Origin of the sequence: Streptomyces sp. SID12501 (assembly GCF_010550245.1) — a bacterium.
Classification (GTDB): Bacteria; Actinomycetota; Actinomycetes; order Streptomycetales; family Streptomycetaceae; genus Streptomyces.
In genome coordinates, this window is the sequence record NZ_JAAGLU010000021.1 from 17,341 (window position 1) to 34,565 (window position 17,225).

Here is a 17,225-nt window from a genome sequence, read left to right on the forward strand (position 1 = left end):
CATGGGGCTGCTTCCTGCAACGCGACAGGCACGGCTTCCAAGATCATGGAGTTTGAGGAGCCTCGATCTTAATCGGGTCGCTGTCGTTCTGGGCTCGCTGATACACATGTGCGATGGCAGGCGACGACTCCGGTGAGTTTCGGGCAGGGCAGTCGGGACTCATCGTGAGGGTCCCCGAGGCAGAGCCTGCTGTTCGAGCGTGGCGTGACCGGCTGGACCCCTCAGCCCGTGCGGGTGTTCCGGCCCATGTCAGCGTCCTCTTCCCGTTTCTCGACGAGAGCCGCATCGACGACGGTGCTTGCGTTGCCATCGGAGAGGTGATCGGGCGTCACCGGCCCTTCGAGGCCCGGTTCGAGCACTGCGGGCGGTTCCCGGGGATCTTGTATCTCGTCCCCGAACCGGGCCTCCCGTTCCGCCGGCTCACCGAGGCGATCGCGAACCGGTGGCCGGATACTCCGCCGTTCGGCGGGCAGTTCGACGAGGTCGTCCCGCATCTGACCATCGCCCAGGGACAGGACGATGCCGTGCTGGAGGAGGCCGAGGCCGACCTTCGCAACCGGCTTCCCGTCACTGCCCGGGTGTCGTCGGTCGATCTGATGGTCCACGACGGAACAAGGTGGCAGCAGCGAGCGTCGTTCGCGCTCCAGTGATCCCTCTGTCGGTCCTCGGTCAGCCGGCAGCCCTTTGCGGAGCCAGTCGCACGAGGCCAGGGTATGGATGGCCGCCGGGTCGATGGCGGAGTTCGCGGCTGTCGGACCGGCTGATCAACGCCAGCCACCAGGTCATCGTGAACGGCCCCAGCTACCGCTCCAACAAGCGCCCGAAGAACGGCAGTTAGTCTCGCCCTCAACCGACATCAAGGAGGTTCGGATGCTCGAAGGTGTGCTGATCGCCGAAAGCCTGAAGGCTGGAGCCGAGCTGACCGGGATCCCGCTGCGGATCATCAAGCTGACACGGATCGAGATGACGGACGCCGGGGGTGATCAGCCGCGGCTCTGGACCCTGCTGGCCTTCGCCGCCGAGGAGCCCGAGGCCCAGCACCTCGCAGATCAGCTGGCTTCTTGCCTCTCTTCAACGGGAGTTTGGTACACCGACTTCCACACCTCGTCCGACACGTTCGTGATCTTTGCCCACAAGGTCTTCCGCTATCCACGCGGGCAAGCCGATGGCCGCAGCGAAGCCCAGGACTACGGGCGCTCCGTCGGGGTCCCTGAACAGCAACTCGACTGGCAGGACTGACCTCGGGCTCCGCGAGAGCGGAGCCCGACCCCAGCACCCGGAGAACCTCGGGCGGTCGCCTACCACGAGGCCACCCTCGCCAACGCCGCAGACCAGGACAACGACCGACGCACCGCCACCCGGCATCTCGCGTTCTCCGAAACCGCCATCAGCCGTTCCTCCACCGAATCCGGTGATTCCTGGGCCGCGCACTACTCGCCCGGCCGATGGGCGCACGAATCCGGCATGTTCCTCTCCCGCCTCGGCGACCTCGACGCGGCTGAGGAACACCTGCACCTCGCCCTGGAGTTCCCTGGTAAGTCGCACCGGGCTTTCCCCGGGCTCGGCTCGTTGACCAGCACAGACGGCACCCATGACCAGTCCGCAGCAGAGGCGGCCTGCATCCACGGCTACGAGGTGGCGACGGGCCCGGGTGCTCACAGGGATTCCGGAGGGCGTCGACAACGATCAGGCGGCTTAGGACAGTTCGTGCCGGGTTCCGTCGGCGACTGCGTGGAGCTTGTCGGGGTTGGCCACATTGTGGATGGTCGAGATGCGGCCTTCCGGATCGAAGTCGAAGGTCAGCGTGGCGACCACGCGGTCCGGGCCGCGGAAGACCACGCCCGGGCCGCCGTTGATCCAGGTGAGCTCTGCCCGCATCTGCCCGGGCTCGATGCCCTGGTAGGTCACGGTACCGAGCGCGGCGAACCAACGGGCCACGGTCTCAAGGCCGACGACCGGCTTGAGGGCCTGGCGGACCTTGCCGCCGCCATCGGTCCACAGGGTCACATCCGGGGAGAGCAACTCCATGAGGGTGTTGATGTCGCCGCCCGACGTCGCCGCGAAGAAGCGCTCGGTGACGTCGCGTTGGCGGGCGCGGTCCGCGGTGAAACGAGGCCGGCGGGCCTGGACGTGCTCGCGGGCGCGGTGCGCGGCCTGCCGGACCGCCGCCTCCGAGCGTTCCACCGTCTCCGCGATCTCCGCATAGCTGAAGGCGAAGACCTCCCTCAACACGAAGACCGCGCGCTCCAGGGGACTGAGCGTCTCCAGCACAACCAGCAGAGCCATGGAGACCGAGTCCGTCGTGGCGACGCCGTCAGCTGTGTCCGGGCAGGTGAGGATCGGCTCGGGGAGCCACGGCCCGACGTAGGTCTCGCGCTGGTGGCGAGTCGAACGAAGCCGCTCCATCGCCAGGTTGGAGACGATCCGGGTCAGGTAGGCCTTGGGGTCGGCGACCTGGGAACGGTCGGCCGCCGACCACTTGAGCCAGGCGTCCTGGACCACGTCCTCGGCATCGGCGGCGGTGCCGAGGATTCGGTAGGTGACGGAGAAGAGCAGGGTGCGGTACTGCTGGAAGGCAAGCTGGTCGGGGCCGGCCTGCTGCGGCTGGGTCACTTGGCGCTCCGAATCCGGGTGTAGCGGCCGCCGTGCGGCCAGAACGCGCCCGAGGCGGGCATCTTCTTCATGCGGGCGAAGGTCGGCCACGGCGCGGCGGTGACCGTCTCCTTGTACTTTGCGGCTCGATTGCCGGTCAGCACGATCCGGCGCGGGCTGTCGTCGGGGTGGGTGAACTGCACGACGGCGTCGTTCCGGCCCAGACTGACAGGTGTGTGGTAGTAGCCGAAACGGAAGGGCTTGGGCTCCTTGCCGGCCAGCACCCGCAGGATCGACAGGGCCGCGTGCACGCCGGTGGGCATACCCCCCTGACAGGTCCCGTGCATCACGCCGTAGCCCTGACGGATCGCCGCCGCATCGCCCACGGCATAGATGTCCGGGTGGGAGACCGAGCGCAGCGCGCTGTCGGTGACCACGCGGCCGCGCTCGTCGACGGTCAGGCCCGCGGCGGCCGCCAGCGGCGAGACACGGGTGCCGCTGGTCCACAGCACCGCGCCCGCCGGGATGCTGGAGCCGTCCGCGAGCTCGATACCGTCCGGCAGCACCTTGGCCACCTCCACGCCGCTGCGCACCCGCACGCCGAGCCGGGCCAGCCCCTCGTCCATGTACGCCTTGGCCTTCGGGTGCATGCCCGCGCCCGGCTCCTGCCGGCCCAGCAGCACCACATCGAACTCCGGGTACCGCTCGGCAATCTCCGCGGCGGCCTCGACGCCGGTGAGGCCGCTGCCGCCGACCACGACGGTCCCACCATCGAGCTGAGTCAGCCGGTCGGCGAGAGTGGCGGCGTCCTGCGGGCTGTTGAGGGTGTAGGCGTGGTCGTCCACGCCGGGGACGGCAACGGTGTTCGCGATGCTGCCCAGGCCGTAGACCAGGGTGTCGTAGCGCAGGACCCGGTCGTCGTCGATCCGGACGGTCTTCGTCCCGGCGTCCACGGCGGTGACCCAGCCACGGACGAAGCTGGCGCCGCTGCCGTCCAGCAGCTCCGGGATGTTCATCTCGGCCGTCTCCTGACCGGTGGCGGTCATATGCAGTCGGAGCCGCTCGGTGAAGGTGTCGTAGGGGCTGACCAGCGTCACTCTCAGGTTTCCGCGTTTCCTGGTGCGGGCCGCGAGCTGGACCGCGGCGGAGAGCCCGGCGTAGCCGGCGCCCAGGACCAGGACCTCGTGCTGCTGCGCTGCTGTCGCGTTCATCGCTCTTCTGTCTCTTTCCTGTCGGTCGTTCCCGCTGTGCGGACGACCACCAGACGCAAGCTGCTCTTCCGTTCGTGACATGGGGCTGATATGACCCGCGTCACATCGAGAGGAGAGAGCGTGCGCGGCAAGGGGGATGCCCACAGGTCGGCGTACGGTCCTTGCCGATGCGGCCATCGGCGTACTCGCCGAGGCCGGAATCCGGGGACTGACGCATCGCGCGGTGGACCGGGCAGCAGACCTGCCACCCAGCACCACGTCCGCCTACTGCCGCACCCGCCAGGCACTGCTCAGCGCACTGGTCCGGCGTCTGGTCACCCTTGACCAGGCAGAACCCCAGGCGACCGGAGAGCAGGCGCCGGTGCCGCGGAGTGCCGAGGAACTGGTGGCCGGGATCGCCGCGCCATCGTTCTCGCCGACCTGGGCGGCGTGCGCCTGCGGCAGGGCGACGTTGATGGTGCCCTGTCGACGTGGAACGAGTTCATCGACTGCGCGGACGGCATCCGGTCCGTGAAGGTCCACGGCGCCGTCGAGGACATACGGCTGCGCCTGAACCGCTTCCACGGAACGACCGCAGCCGAGCAACTGAGGCACAAGGCCGATCAGCTCATCGCCTGACAGCCGGCGTGGGGCGGAGCCGCTGTCACGGGTTCCAGAAGACGGTGGCGACCGTGCGGTCGAAGCGTCGTGCGGTCAGGTCCTCGCGTTGGATCGCCCAGTGGACGACGGCGCCCTCCATGCCCTCGATGCGAGGACTCCAGTCGGCGAGCAGCACCCAGTCCTCGACAGCACCCGAGACCGCGCCTCCCCAGCCGCGCGACTCCGCGGTCCTCACCGCGCACTCCACGACGCTGCTGACCGGGTCGAGATGGACGGCCTCCTCCGAGGCGTATCCGCCGATCTGGAGAGGCCCCTCGGTGGCGATGTCACCGCGTGTCTGCTCCCACAGCTCGGCCAGTTCCCTGGAGCGGGGATGCCCGGGGAGCGGCGCGGTGCGACTGCTCCCGGGGATCTGGACCGCGTGGTGGCTGGGCAGGGAGGGGGTGGTCGTCGCCCGCAGCCGGCCCTGCGGAAACGCCTCGACCATCTCCCGGAACTCGTCGACCTCGGACCAGAACCCCGAGTTCCTGTCCCGTTCCTCCGTGGCCGCACCGGCAGGTACGTACACGACCTCCCCGATGTTGATGAGGTCACCGTCGTCGTCGGGGAACGCGAACAGCAGCAGGTGGCCGTCGGGAGGCAGGGGGAGATCCGTCGCGCCGGCGGGCAGTGCCGCGAGGTCGACGGAGGCTACGAAGGGGAAAACGGGGGTCGGGGTGTCGGCGGGCAGCATCAAGGGGCCGCCGAACATGCCCACGGCCGGCCCGTCACCGCCCTGCGACAGCGTCGCGCAAGGGCGAGCGGTGTCCAGCCACCGCTCCACCTCGTCGGCCGGGATGCCCTGCGCAATCGCCTTGTCGAGGAAGGGACTTAACGTGTTCCGCATCTCGGGAGTCATGAACAGACCGTAGATCCAGGCACTGACATTGACTCGGCGTGTGGTCCTCCGCGCCGTCAGGGAGCGAGTCCGATGCCGAGTCTGATGCCGGCGACGACCGGAAGGTGGTCGCTGCCCGTGGCGGGCAGTGTGCGGAAGTCGGTGACGGTCGCCGCGCGGGTCATGATGTGGTCGATCCGGGAGACGGGGAAGGCCGCCGGCCAGCTGAAGGCGAAGTCCCGTGCCGACGCGGTCATTCGCGAGGTGACCGGGGCCAGCCCGCGATCGTCCACCGTGCCGTTGAGGTCACCCAGCAGGATCACCTTCGCCAGGTCCTCGGCGGCCAGTGCCTCGCCCAGCAGTCCGGCGCTCTCGTCCCGGTAGCCGGAATCGAAACCGCCCAGCCGGACGCGGACCGAGGGCAGGTGGGCGACGTAGACAGCGACCTCGCCCCACGGCGTACGGGCGCCGGCCCGTAACCCGCGGTTCCAGCCCTCGCCGATCCCCTCGGGCCTGATGTCCAGCAGCCGTACGTCTGCCAGCGGGTACTTCGACCAGAGGCCGACGGTGCCTTCGACCGCGTGATGGGGGTAGGCCGGTGCCAGGGCACTCTCGTAGAGCGGCAGGGCGGCGGGCGTCAGCTCTTCCAGGGCGATGAGGTCCGGGCGCGCGTTGATCAGCGCCTCCGCGGTGTCGGCGGGATCGCCGTTCTCGTCGCTGACGTTGTGCTGGAGCGCCGTGATGTCGGGTGCGCCGCGGTCCCCGTCCCCGTCCCCGTCCCCGGGGAGGAGCAGACAGCCGAACATGTGCGCCCAGACGGCCGCGGGGAGCAGCAGGGCCACCAGAGCGGTGGCCGAGCGGCGCAGCAGGGCCAGGACCAGGAGCAGGGGAACAGCCAGGCCCAGCCAGGCCCAGCCAGGGGAGGAACGCCTCCAGCAGGCTGCCCAGGTGCCCGACGGCGTTGGGCACGGCAGCGTGGAAGGCCAGCAGACCGGAAGTCAGCACGGCGAGCACCGCGAGCACAGGCCCACGCGCCCAGGACGACCGGCTCTTGGCGTCCTTGGCATCCTTGCCCCGCCACCGCCACAGCCACCGGCCGCCGTGCCGCAGCCACAACCGGGGTGCCGCGGTCTCCGACCCGGGTGCCACGCCGCTGTTCACCTGCTCACCTGACTGCCCGATTACCTGTTCACCTGATTACGTGAACACAACCGTCCGCCGCCCGTTCAACAGGATCCGGCGCTCCGCATGCCACTTCACCGCCCGCGCCAGCGCCTGGCACTCCACATCGCGGCCGATGGCCACCAGCTGATCCGGGGTCACGTCGTGGGCGACCCGCTCGACCTCCTGCTCGATGATCGGGCCCTCGTCGAGGTCCGCCGTGACGTAGTGCGCCGTGGCACCGATCAGCTTCACGCCCCGCGCGTGGGCCTGGTGGTAGGGCTTCGCGCCCTTGAAGCTCGGGAGGAAGGAGTGGTGGATGTTGATGATCCGGCCGCTCAGGTTCTTGCACAGGTCGTCCGACAACACCTGCATGTAGCGGGCCAGGACGACCAGTTCCACGTTCTCCGCGCGCACCAGCTCCAGCAGCTGCGCCTCGGCCTGCGCCTTCGTGTCCCTCGTCACCGGGATGTGGACGAACGGGACGTCGTACGAGGCGACCAGCTCGGCGAAGTCCGTGTGGTTGGAGACGACCGCCGCGATGTCGACCGGCAGCGCGCCGATGCGGGTGCGGAAGAGCAGGTCGTTGAGACAGTGGCCGAACTTGCTGACCATCAGGACGACCCGCATACGGTCCTCGGCCCGGTGGATCTGCCACTCCATGTGGAAGGCGTCACCGATCGCCGCGAAGCTCGCCCGGAGCTTCTCCACCGTCACCGGCGTCTCACCCGAGAAGTGGACACGCATGAAGAACAGTCCCGTGTCCCGGTCACCGAACTGCTGGCTGTCCTCGATGTTGCAGCCGGTCATGAAGAGGTAGCTCGACACGGCGTGCACGATGCCCTGTTTGTCGGGGCAGGAGATGGTGAGGACGTACTGCTCGGTGGAATTCCCGGTGGACTTCCCGGAGGACTTCTCGGCGGGGGCCGCGGCTGGGCTGGACTGCTCGTTCATGCCGGACAGGGTCCCATATCCGCCTGGAACGGCCGACTCCCGTCCGCCACCCGGAACGCACCGGAACACCTGCGTGCGCAACCGGCTCCTACGCCGAGCGGGTCAGTATCCGCAGTACCTCCAGCGTGCGCGGCGGGACGTCCGGCTCCTCGCCGTCGCTCACCGCGAGGCGGACGTGGGCGTCCCGGGCCGCCCGGACCGCCTCCGGCCACCCGGCGTGGTCGAGGTAGGCCGAGACGGGTGCGTCCGGGCCCATCTGGTGCATGATCCGCAGGACGCGGAGTACGGCGGTGTCGACCAGGGCGGCTTCCTGGGAGTCCCGGAAGATCGTGCCGACGTATTTCTCGGCGGACCAGCTGTCCAGCCAGGTGTCCTCGACGAGGCGGTACACGGCGTCGGTGACGTCCCCGTACCCGTCGACACCGGCCAGCCAGACGTCCCGCTGGAACGCCGGGTCGGAGAGCATGTGCAGCGCGGAGCGCACATTGCTGCGCCAGCGCCACCAGGGCATGTCGTTGAGTGGCATGCCGCCCATGGTGGGGGAGCGACGGCCGCGACGGGAAGAGTCTTCCGAACCTTGCACGGTCATCGATCGTACGTTCCCTGTGAAAATGAGCTCAACGCCCCCTGTAATTCACCTCCCCGTCACCACATGTCGACCAAGGGTCACATCCGGGTTGGCTGTGTGACGGAATCGTGCATGTCCATGACCGGCAGGCGACGCACCCGCAGCACCGTCCGCACCAACTTCCCCAGGCCCATGAGCGCGAGGCGCCTGAGCGCGAGATCCCTCAGCGCGCTGGCCGTGTGCGCGGCGCTCGCCGCCGGCTGCGGGGTCGTACCCGGCACCTCGGCAGACGCCGAGAGCGGCGACGTCACCGTCATGACCTGGGCGCCGGAGGGCACCGACGCGACCAACAAGCCCGGCATGCCGGCCATGGCGCAGGCGTACGCCCGCTGGATCAACTCCACGGGCGGCCTGAACGGACGCAAGCTCAAGGTCCTGACCTGCAACGACCACAACGACCGGGTGGCCGCCGCGAAGTGCGCCCGGCGTGCCGCCGACGAGGACGTGGTCGCGGTCGTCGGCTCCTACAGCCAGTTCGGCGACGACTTCCTGGGCCCGCTGGCCTCCGCCGGAATCCCCTACATCGGCGGATACGGCGTCACCAACGACGAGTTCACCAATCCGATGTCCTACCCCGTCAACGGCGGCTCGCCCGCCCTCCTGGCCGGCCTCGGCAAGGAACTCGCCGCCGTCTGCGGTCCCGTCGCCCTGATCCGCCCCGACACCATCGCGGGCGACCAGCTGCCCCAGCTCCTCGACTCCGGTCTGCACGCGGGCGGCCACGCCCCGGCGCTGGACCAGCTGGCCGCCGAGGACGCCACCGAGTACGGGACGCACACGAAGCTCGCCCTGGAACGGACGACGGACGCGGAGAGCGAGACCGGGAAAAAGGGCTGCGTGGTGCCGGCGCTCGGGGACCGCACCAACACCTTCATGGACTCCTTCCGGCGCGACCGCGAGGACTACCCGGCTGTGCGCACCGCGACCGTCCTCGGCAGCGTCGACCAGACGGTGATCAACGCGAACGGCGGCAAGGCGGGCCCGTACGAGGGCTCGTACATCACCGGCTGGTACCCGGTGGCCAGCGACGCCCGCTGGAACGAGATGAAGAAGGTCGTCAACGAAGAGGCCTTCGGCGACAACCGCATCGACCCGCAGGACGCGGGTGTGCAGACCACCTGGATCGCGTACACCGTCCTGAAGGAGGTCGTCGAGTCGCTGGACGGGAGTGAGGTGTCCTCGACATCCGTCCGGCGGGCCCTCGACGACGGCCTGCGCGTCACCACCGGCGGCCTCACGCCGACGCTGCGCTGGCGCTTCGAGGACCTGCTCTCGGTGATCGGGTTCCCGCGCCTGGTCAACGCGCAGGTGACCCTCCAGGTCGTCCGCGAGGGCCGGCTCGTCGCCGCCCGCAAGGGCTTCATCAACACGACGAAGCTGCTGGAGAGCGCGGCCGACTGACGAACGGTCCCCCGCATCGGATCAGAGGTGGGTCAGAGCAGGGTCAGAGCTGGGTGGACTGGCGCTCCGTCAGGCCGTACGTCTTCGCGATCGTGTTCCACAGTTCGGCCGCCCTGGACTTCTGCTCGGTGGCGACACCGCTCTGCTGGTTGCCCTTCTGCGTCTGGCCCGTCGAACGGGCCTGGCCCCCCTTGCAGCCGTTCTTGCCCGCCGTCTGGTCGGCCCAGGCCGCGTAGTGGTTGTCGGCCGCCTGGGAGGCCTGCCAGGCCTTGGTGAGGGCGTCGCTCAGCGCGGCGTGCTCGGGGAGCTTGTCGACAGCCAGCGTGGAGAGCCGGGTGACCAGCTCGCCGCGCTGCTGGGCCGCGCCGCGCAGGTCCGCGGCGGCCTGGCCGAGGTTGTCGCAGGACTTGACGTCCGACACGGCCTTGATCACCGCGTCGCGGCTGTTGTTGCTGTCGGCGAGCAGCTTGTCCAGTTCGACGGCCTGCGCCTCGGCGGGGTCGGCGGCCGGAGCCTTGGAATCCTCCGGCGCGGCCGAGGTCGCCGCGACCGTCTTGTTGCCCGCGTCGTTGTCGCTGTCCCCGTCCCCACCCCCGCCGCTCAGCATGGCACCGGCGCCGATCCCGAGCACGACGATGCCGACCCCGAGGGCCGCGATGACGGCCACCCGCGATCGCCGGCCCCCGCCGTCACGCTCGTCGTCCATGTCGTGGGGCGGCACGTGGGGCCCGGCCCCCTGGAAGCCGTACGGGGCCTGCTGGGCGGCGTACGGAGCCTGCTGGCCGTAGGGCCCGGGGGCGGGCTGCTGGTGCTGCTGGGCGGGGATGCGGGGCATCTGCCGGGTCGCGTCGGCCGGCGCCTCGGCGCCCGCTCCGCTGTTGTTGTTGCTGCTGCTGCTGCTGCGGAAGAGGTTGTCGAAGTCGGAGGGCGGCCGGCGGTCGTCCGCGCCGCCTGGGGGTATGCCGTACGACCCTCCGGGCACCGGCGGGATGTACTGGGTGGCGTCGGCCTCGGAACCGCCGGGGGCCGCCTGCGGCGCGTGGCCCAGGTACGTGGTCGCCTCGGCGGACATCTCGGGCGGCAGCGCGCCGGAAGCCACGGGCGGCAGGAACTGCGTCGCCGCCTCGTTGACGTGCGGGGGCGCGTAATGGGGCGCGGGGGCGTGCGCCGCGACCGGCGGGAGGTACTGGGTGGCCGGGTCGGCGACCGGCCCGGGGACGCCTGGAACGGGCGGGATGTACTGCGTCGCGTCCTCGACCGGCGGCAGCGGGGCGCCACCGTACTGCCCGTACGACTGGTGGCCCTGCTGCGTGTACTGCGGGGCCGCGGGCGGGAACGGCGCGGCCTCGGGGCCAGGGGCGGCGGGCGGTACGGAGTGGGGGGCGCCCGGGGCCGGCTGGGCGTCGTAGCCGGGCTGCTGGGCCCATCCTCCGGACGCGCCCGGGCCGTTGTCCCACGCCGGTGCCGACGGTGCCTGCTGCTGAGGCTGTTGCGGCGGCTGGGGCTGGAACTGACCCTGGTCACCCCACTGTTGGTGCTGCTGCGCGTCGGGCGGCGTCGGCCAGCCCCCGGCCGCCTGAGGTTGGGCCCGGGGCTGGTATTGGTACTGGCCCTGGCCCTGGTACTCGTCCTGGTCCTGGTTCATGTCCGGGCCCCACGGCAGTCCCCAGGCCTGGCCGCCTGTCGGGGTCGGGGCAGGGGCAGGGGCAGGGGGCGCCGCCGGGGTCGGAGCCGGCCCGTGGCCGCTTCCCCCCGTCATGCCCGGCAGCAGCGGTTCGCCGCCGTCGGAGGGCAGCACGATGCCTTCGCGCGCCACGCGCTGCGAGGGCTCCTCGCCCTGTCCACTCTGCGTCACCGGGACTCCTGCTGATGGGGGGACCTTCGGAATCGTCAGTTAAAGCTACCGGGTTCCCGGAATCCGATTCACTAAGCACAGGACCAGACCACTCCCCCACCAGCACCTCAGCGCCCCGCTGTGTCTCCCGTCACGCCGCCGCCCGCAGGTCCACCCGCGCCCCGAACTCCCGGACCACCGGTTCGTCGCGGTACGGCTCCAGGCGCAGCTGGAGGTCCTCCAGGTACTCGGCGCCCCGGTTGGAGCGCAGGGTGCCGAGGAGTTCCACCGCGCGCAGACCCGTGTGGCAGGCCTCCTCCACCTCGCGCTGCTGGACCTGTGCCGTGGCCAGCAGCACCAGCCCGATGGCCCGGCGCCGCGCCCGCGTCACCGGGTGTCCGGCCAGGGACTCCTGCGCGCACCGGGCCGCCGCCTCGGCCTGGCCGAGGTCCCGGTGGCAGTGCGCCAGCTCGTCGGCCAGGTAGGCCCCGTCGAAGTGCGCGATCCACGCCGGGTCGTCCCCGGACTCCGGATCGGCCGCCTCCAGGGCGTTGACCGCGCGCCCGGACGCCAGTTGCGCCGCCCGCGCGTCGCCCATCAGGGCGTGCCCCCGGGCCTCGGCCGCGAGGAACATCGCCTCCGCGCGCGGGGTGACCCGGCCACGCGCCCCCTCCTGCGCCGCCCGCGCCAACTGCGCGATCTCCCGCGGGTTTCCGAGCTGCGCGGCGAGATGGCTCATGGAGGCGGCGAGTACGTATCCCCCGTACCCCCGGTCCCCGGCCGCCTGGGCGAGCCGGAGCGCCTGGATGTAGTAGCGCTGGGCGAGACCGGGCTGGCCGGTGTCGACGGCCATGTACCCGGCGAGTTCGGTCAGCCGGGCGACGGCGGCGAAGAGGTCGCGCCCGACCGCCTCCCGGTAGGAGCCCGCCAGCAGCCCGGAGACGACGCTGTTGAGGTAGTGCACGACGACCGGACGCACATGCCCGCTGCCGTACTGGTGGTCCAGGTCCGTGAGCGCCTGAGTCATCGCGCGCACCGCCGCCACGTCCGACGGCCCCACGCGGGGACCCGCCTGGCGTGCCACCTGGGAGTCGGGGGACGAGATCAGCCAGTCGCGGCTGGGCTCCACGAGCGCGGACGCGGCGACGGACGAACCGGAGAGGAAGTCCCGCCGGCCCACGTCACTGCGCCACAGCTCACACACCTGCTCGATGGCGCCGAGGACGGTCGGGGAGAACTGGAGCCCGACGCCCGAGGCGAGGTTCTTGCCGTTGGCCATGCCGATCTCGTCGATCGTGACCGTACGGCCCAGCTTGCGGCCGAGGGCCTCGGCGATGATCGCGGGCGCCCGGCCCCGGGGCTGCTGTCCGCGCAGCCACCGGGCCACGGACGTCTTGTCGTACCGCAGATCGTGGCCGTGCTCCGCGCCGCACATGTTGACCCGGCGGGCGAGCCCGGCGTTCGAGCAGCCCGCTTCCTGGATGAGCGCCTGCAACCGTTCGTTCGGCTGCCGCGCGACGAGAGGCCTTGCGGCCATGGCGTACCCCCTGTGGCTGCGGTGCCGTGCCCACGCACCGAGTTGACGTGTCTTCCGTGTCCGGAACCCCTTCCGTACGCGCCCTGACAGCGGACGAGTACGGCGAAAAGATCCGGCCTTGAAGATCAATGCCCCGCAGGCATGCCGACAATGCGAAGCATGTGAGGATTGCCGGGGTAAAGGCGGATGCCCAGCCCCTCCCCTGCCTACCCAGCCCCGCCCCGGATCCTCCCGCGCGCCCCCGCCCATGCATCCATGCGCCCCAGATGCGGAATCGATGCACCTCCCCCGCGCATGTGACATGCGTAACTCATGATTCCCACTAGAGTTGTCCTCATCGTGGAAGAGACCATCGCGGGCCCTGATGCTGCCCAAATCCCCAAGCAACGCGGCGAATCCCTCTTGGAAACCGCCGTCCGTTACGCCGAAGAACGCCACTGGGACGTGTTTCCCGGTACGTGGCTGGAAGCAGTCGACGGGGTAGAGCGCTGCTCCTGCGGCGACACCGCGTGCGCCCTGCCCGGCGCACACCCGACACGGCCCGACTGGGCGACGCAGGCCACGGGCAGTGCGACCGTCGCGCGCCGCCTGTGGACCGACCGGCCGACGGCGTCGATCCTGCTGCCCACCGGCCATACGTTCGATGCCATCGATGTGCCCGAGACGGCCGGGTTCCTCGCGCTGGCACGCATGGAGCGGATGGAACTGACGCTCGGGCCGGTGATGTTGACGCCGGATCAGCGGATGCGGTTCTTCGTGCTGCCGGGGGCGTCGGCGAAGGTGCCCGATCTTGTACGCAAGTTGGGCTGGTCGCCGGCTTCGCTGGACCTGGTGGCGCTGGGCGAGGGGGCGTACGTGGCCGCGCCGCCCACTCGGTACGCGTCCCGGGGGGCTGTGCAGTGGGCCTGCCGGCCTACGCCTGCGAATCGGTGGCTGCCTGATGCGGAGGAGTTGATCTCGCCGCTCGCCTATGCGTGCGGTAGGGATCGGTAACTCGCCTATTGGGATGCCTGGTTTCGGTTTGCGTGGCGGCTGCGGGTCTGTTGTGGCTGGTCGCGCAGTTCCCCGCGCCCCTAAAGGCCAAAAACCAGGGAGTCTCACCTAGGGTCTCTCGCATGGTTGATGGTGCTGCCGTGCGGGTGCAGGGGCTCTGGAAGCGGTTTGGGCAGCAGGTTGCTGTTGCCGGGATCGATCTGGAGTTGCCTGCGGGGAAGTTCGTCGGGCTCGTCGGGCCGAACGGGGCCGGGAAGACCACCACGCTCTCGATGGTGACCGGGCTGCTGCGGCCCGACCAGGGCACCGTGGAGGTCGTGGGGCACGACGTGTGGCGCGACCCCGTCGAGGTCAAGGCGCGGATCGGGGTGCTGCCCGAAGGGCTTCGGCTCTTCGAGCGGCTGTCCGGGCGTGAACTCCTCGCCTACTCGGGGCGGTTGCGCGGCCTGCCCGGTGTCGAGGTCGACAAGCGGGCCGCCCAGCTTCTCGACGTCCTCGATCTGGCCGGCGCCCAGCACAAGCTCGTCGTCGACTACTCGACCGGCATGCGCAAGAAGATCGGCCTGGCCGCCGCTCTCCTCCACAATCCCGAAGTCCTGTTCCTCGACGAGCCGTTCGAGGGCGTGGACCCGGTGTCGGCGCAGATCATCCGGGGTGTCCTGGAGCGGTACACGGCCTCCGGCGCCACCGTCGTCTTCTCCTCCCACGTCATGGAGCTGGTCGAGTCGCTGTGCGACTGGGTCGCGGTGATGGCGGCGGGGCGGATCCGGGCGCACGGCACACTGGCCGAGGTGCGGGGCGACGCGCCCTCGCTCCAGCAGGCGTTCCTCGAACTCGTCGGCGCGGGCGGGCGCGACCACGGGTCCCACCTCGACTGGCTGGGCGGCGGCTCCCGGTGACGGGCGAAAGGTCGGTCACGGCCGTCGTCGTACGGCTGAAGCTGTCGCTGCTGCGCAACGGGCTGCGGCAGTCCGCGGGGCGACGGGCCGCGTACATCTTCTCCGTCGTCGCCGTGCTGTTGATCGCCGCGCTCCAGTTCCTCGGGCTGCTCGCCCTGCGCGGCAACGCGCACGCCGCGTCCGTCACCGTCCTCCTTCTGGCGGTCATGGCGGTGGGCTGGGCCTTCATGCCGCTGTTCTTCCCCAGCGGGGACGAGACCCTCGACCCGACCCGGCTGGTGATGCTCCCGCTGCGCCCCCGGCCGCTGGTCCGGGCGTTGCTCGTGGCCTCGCTCGTCGGTATCGGGCCGCTGTTCACACTGTCCCTGCTCGTCGGGTCGGTGATCGCGTTGGCGCGCGGTGGGGCGGCGTTCGTCGTGTCGCTCGTCGCCGTTCCCCTCGCGCTGCTGGTGTGCGTGGCGCTCGCGCGGGCCGTCGCCGCCGCCAACGTCCGGCTGCTCAGCAGCCGCAAGGGGCGCGATCTCGCCGTACTCAGCGGTCTTGTCGTCGCGGTCGGGGCGCAGCTCGTCAACTTCGGTATGCAACAGCTCGGTTCGGCGGGGCTCGGCCAACTCGACCCGGCGGCGCATGTGTTGGCATGGGTGCCGCCGGCCTCCGCCCTCGGGGCGGTGGATTCGGTGAGCGAGGGCTCGTACGGGGTCGCGGTCGCCCAACTCGCGCTCAGCGCGGCAGCGTTGGTGCTGCTGCTGGGAGCCTGGTCGCGGAACCTCACCCGGCTGATGACCTCTCCCGACGGGTCCACCCTCCAGGCCGCCGAGCCCTCCGGCAAGCGGGAGCGGGCGTCCGGCGGGCTCGCGCGGCTGCTGCCCGGCGGGCGTACCGGGACGGTCATGGAGCGGAGCCTGCGCTATGCGTGGCGGGACCCCAAGACGAAGGCCGCGTGGGTGACCTCGCTCGCGATCGGGCTGATCGTGCCGGTGTTCAACGCGTTGCAGGGCACCGGTTCGGTCTACTTCGCCTGCTTCGCGGCCGGGATGCTCGGCATCCAGATGTACAACCAGTTCGGCCAGGACACCTCCGCCTTCTGGATGGTGGCGACGACGATCTCGTCCACCCGGGACGCGTACGCCGAACTGCGCGGCCGTGCACTGGCGTTGCTGCTGATCAGCCTGCCGTACGCCACCCTCGTGGTCGTTCTCACCACCGCGCTGCTCGACGACTGGGCCGCCCTGCCGCAGGCACTCGGGCTGTCCCTCGCGCTGCTGGGGGCGATGCTGGCGGCCGGGGCCTGGTCGTCGGCCCGGTTCCCGTACTCCATTCCGCAGGAGGGCTACAAGAACGTCGCCCCCGGGCAGTCCGGGCTCGCCACGGTCGCCATTCTGGGCGGCATGGTCGGGGCGGCTCTGCTGTGCGCCCCCGTCATCGCCCTCATGATCTGGCTGAGCGTCGATTCGGACGGCGACCGGTGGACCTGGCTGCTGCTGCCCGTCGGCGCGGGATACGGCGCCCTGCTGGTACTCCTCGGCCTACGGCTCTCCGCCCCGCGCACAGCACGGCGGCTGCCAGAGATCCTGGCGGCGGTCAGCAAGGGCTGAACCCGCCCGGGCCCGAGACTCGCGCACAAGCCGAACTTGCCTACGGCATAAGGGATTTGCGAGGCGAATCGAGGGGATTGAGGGGGTGACGGAAGCGTTCAGGGGGGAGCCTGCGCATGGCCAGATGGTTCGGCAGATCCAAGTCCAGGAGCTACGACAAGCCCGGGGCCGCGGCAGAGTCCGAGCATCTCGAACCTCTCGGCGTCTCCGACGACCTGCGGCTGGCGTACGGCCGCACCGGTGACCCGAAACTGCTGCGCGGCTCACTCCAGGCCGCCGAGCTGGCCGTGGAGGTCTACCCGGTCGGCGACATCCGCCACGCCGCCGCCCTCTCCTCGCTGTGCGTGCTGCACCGGCTGAGCTGGGAGCGCGACCGGTCCGCCCCCGACCTGATCAAGTCCGTCGACTACGGCCGCCAGGCCGTCGACAAGTCCCCGCCCGGCGACACGGAACTCCCCCGGCACATGGCCTCGTTGGCCACCGCCCTCCAGGAGGTCTACGACAGCACGGAGGACGAGGAGTCCATCGACGAGGCCATCGCCCTGTACCGCGGCTGCCTCGACCTCATGCCGGTGCGCGCTGCCGGGCAGAACGAGGAACGCCTCGGGCAGGAGTCCAACCTCGCCAACTCCCTGCTCCGCAAAGGACGCACCAACAACGACGGCGCCATCCTGAACGAAGCCGCCAGACACGCCCGCGCCGCACTGCGCGACACCCCGGACGACCATCCGATGCACGCGATCCGCCTCATCAACCTCGGCGGCACGCTCTTCGGGCTCGTGCAGACCGGCCATCACGAACACCTCGGCACTGCGGAGGACATGTACGCGCGCGGACTGCGGGAACTCCCCGCCGGCCACCCTGTGCGCGCCCGCGTGGAACAGGCGCTCGCCGTCATCCAGGGCCTGCGCAAGCAGTTCGGGATCTGACCCCGATGCCGGCC

General features: G+C 70.5%; 15 protein-coding genes and 2 pseudogenes. 9 read left to right on the forward strand and 8 right to left on the reverse strand.

Annotated elements, in window-relative coordinates:
- Positions 1-113: 113 nt before the first annotated feature.
- Complete coding sequence (locus G3I71_RS24745; RefSeq protein ID WP_164317379.1) at positions 114-650, forward strand: 2'-5' RNA ligase family protein; 537 nt, start codon at positions 114-116, stop codon at positions 648-650.
- Positions 651-870: 220 nt separating this feature from the next.
- The gene (locus G3I71_RS24755) at positions 871-1,239 is read left to right on the forward strand and encodes a hypothetical protein (protein WP_164317381.1); all 369 of its coding nucleotides are present in this window, start codon (positions 871-873) and stop codon (positions 1,237-1,239) included.
- A gap of 456 nt (positions 1,240-1,695) precedes the next feature.
- Here G3I71_RS24755 and G3I71_RS24760 read toward each other — a convergent pair whose 3' ends face one another.
- Together G3I71_RS24760 and G3I71_RS24765 are read right to left on the reverse strand one after the other, a co-directional pair.
- Positions 1,696-2,613 carry an RNA polymerase sigma-70 factor gene (locus G3I71_RS24760; protein WP_164317383.1) on the reverse strand — a complete coding sequence of 306 codons (918 nt, stop codon included), beginning with the start codon at positions 2,611-2,613 and terminating at the stop codon, positions 1,696-1,698.
- Positions 2,610-3,803 (reverse strand): NAD(P)/FAD-dependent oxidoreductase, encoded by a 1,194-nt coding sequence (locus G3I71_RS24765; protein ID WP_164317385.1) that lies wholly within the window; start codon positions 3,801-3,803, stop codon positions 2,610-2,612. Before G3I71_RS24765 ends, G3I71_RS24760 begins: the two co-directional genes overlap by 4 nt.
- Before the next feature lie 136 nt (positions 3,804-3,939).
- Here G3I71_RS24765 and G3I71_RS51320 point away from each other — a divergent pair.
- Both G3I71_RS51320 and G3I71_RS24775 read left to right on the forward strand, forming a co-directional pair.
- A pseudogene (locus G3I71_RS51320) lies at positions 3,940-4,203 on the forward strand (TetR/AcrR family transcriptional regulator); the annotation flags it as partial.
- Positions 4,204-4,232: 29 nt separating this feature from the next.
- Positions 4,233-4,421 (forward strand): hypothetical protein, encoded by a 189-nt coding sequence (locus G3I71_RS24775; protein ID WP_164317339.1) that lies wholly within the window; start codon positions 4,233-4,235, stop codon positions 4,419-4,421.
- Positions 4,422-4,446: 25 nt separating this feature from the next.
- On the opposite strand, the gene G3I71_RS24780 is transcribed toward G3I71_RS24775, so the two are convergent.
- The 4 genes and pseudogenes from G3I71_RS24780 to G3I71_RS24795 form a co-directional block, all read right to left on the reverse strand.
- Positions 4,447-5,301, reverse strand: a complete 855-nt coding sequence (locus G3I71_RS24780; RefSeq protein ID WP_164317387.1) for a DUF1963 domain-containing protein — start codon at positions 5,299-5,301, stop codon at positions 4,447-4,449.
- Positions 5,302-5,357: 56 nt separating this feature from the next.
- Positions 5,358-6,303 (reverse strand): annotated as a pseudogene (locus G3I71_RS24785) (endonuclease/exonuclease/phosphatase family protein).
- Positions 6,304-6,477: 174 nt separating this feature from the next.
- Complete coding sequence (gene purU / locus G3I71_RS24790) at positions 6,478-7,395, reverse strand: formyltetrahydrofolate deformylase (RefSeq protein WP_164317389.1); 918 nt, start codon at positions 7,393-7,395, stop codon at positions 6,478-6,480.
- An 88-nt stretch (positions 7,396-7,483) separates the two neighbouring features.
- Positions 7,484-7,984: a hypothetical protein gene (locus tag G3I71_RS24795; RefSeq protein ID WP_164317391.1), complete on the reverse strand. Its 501-nt coding sequence runs from the start codon at positions 7,982-7,984 to the stop codon at positions 7,484-7,486.
- Between the two features lie 117 nt (positions 7,985-8,101).
- On the opposite strand from G3I71_RS24795, the gene G3I71_RS24800 reads away from it, so the two are divergent.
- Positions 8,102-9,424 (forward strand): ABC transporter substrate-binding protein, encoded by a 1,323-nt coding sequence (locus tag G3I71_RS24800; protein WP_164317393.1) that lies wholly within the window; start codon positions 8,102-8,104, stop codon positions 9,422-9,424.
- A 43-nt stretch (positions 9,425-9,467) separates the two neighbouring features.
- Here the strand turns inward: G3I71_RS24800 and G3I71_RS24805 are convergent, their stop codons facing one another.
- The gene (locus G3I71_RS24805) at positions 9,468-11,279 is read right to left on the reverse strand and encodes a hypothetical protein (protein ID WP_164317395.1); all 1,812 of its coding nucleotides are present in this window, start codon (positions 11,277-11,279) and stop codon (positions 9,468-9,470) included.
- A 130-nt stretch (positions 11,280-11,409) separates the two neighbouring features.
- Positions 11,410-12,795 (reverse strand): transcriptional regulator, encoded by a 1,386-nt coding sequence (locus tag G3I71_RS24810; RefSeq protein ID WP_164317397.1) that lies wholly within the window; start codon positions 12,793-12,795, stop codon positions 11,410-11,412.
- 339 nt (positions 12,796-13,134) lie between these two features.
- On the opposite strand from G3I71_RS24810, the gene G3I71_RS24815 reads away from it, so the two are divergent.
- The 4 genes from G3I71_RS24815 to G3I71_RS24830 all read left to right on the forward strand — a co-directional run bounded on the left by G3I71_RS24815 (position 13,135) and on the right by G3I71_RS24830 (position 17,211).
- A complete protein-coding gene (locus G3I71_RS24815) occupies positions 13,135-13,788 on the forward strand; it encodes a bifunctional DNA primase/polymerase (protein ID WP_343243069.1) in 654 nt (217 codons plus the stop codon).
- A gap of 122 nt (positions 13,789-13,910) precedes the next feature.
- Positions 13,911-14,687: an ABC transporter ATP-binding protein gene (locus G3I71_RS24820; RefSeq protein ID WP_164317401.1), complete on the forward strand. Its 777-nt coding sequence runs from the start codon at positions 13,911-13,913 to the stop codon at positions 14,685-14,687.
- Complete coding sequence (locus tag G3I71_RS24825; RefSeq protein ID WP_164317403.1) at positions 14,684-16,282, forward strand: transporter; 1,599 nt, start codon at positions 14,684-14,686, stop codon at positions 16,280-16,282. Before G3I71_RS24820 ends, G3I71_RS24825 begins: the two co-directional genes overlap by 4 nt.
- A gap of 116 nt (positions 16,283-16,398) precedes the next feature.
- Positions 16,399-17,211 (forward strand): hypothetical protein, encoded by an 813-nt coding sequence (locus G3I71_RS24830; protein WP_164317405.1) that lies wholly within the window; start codon positions 16,399-16,401, stop codon positions 17,209-17,211.
- Positions 17,212-17,225: the final 14 nt, after the last annotated feature.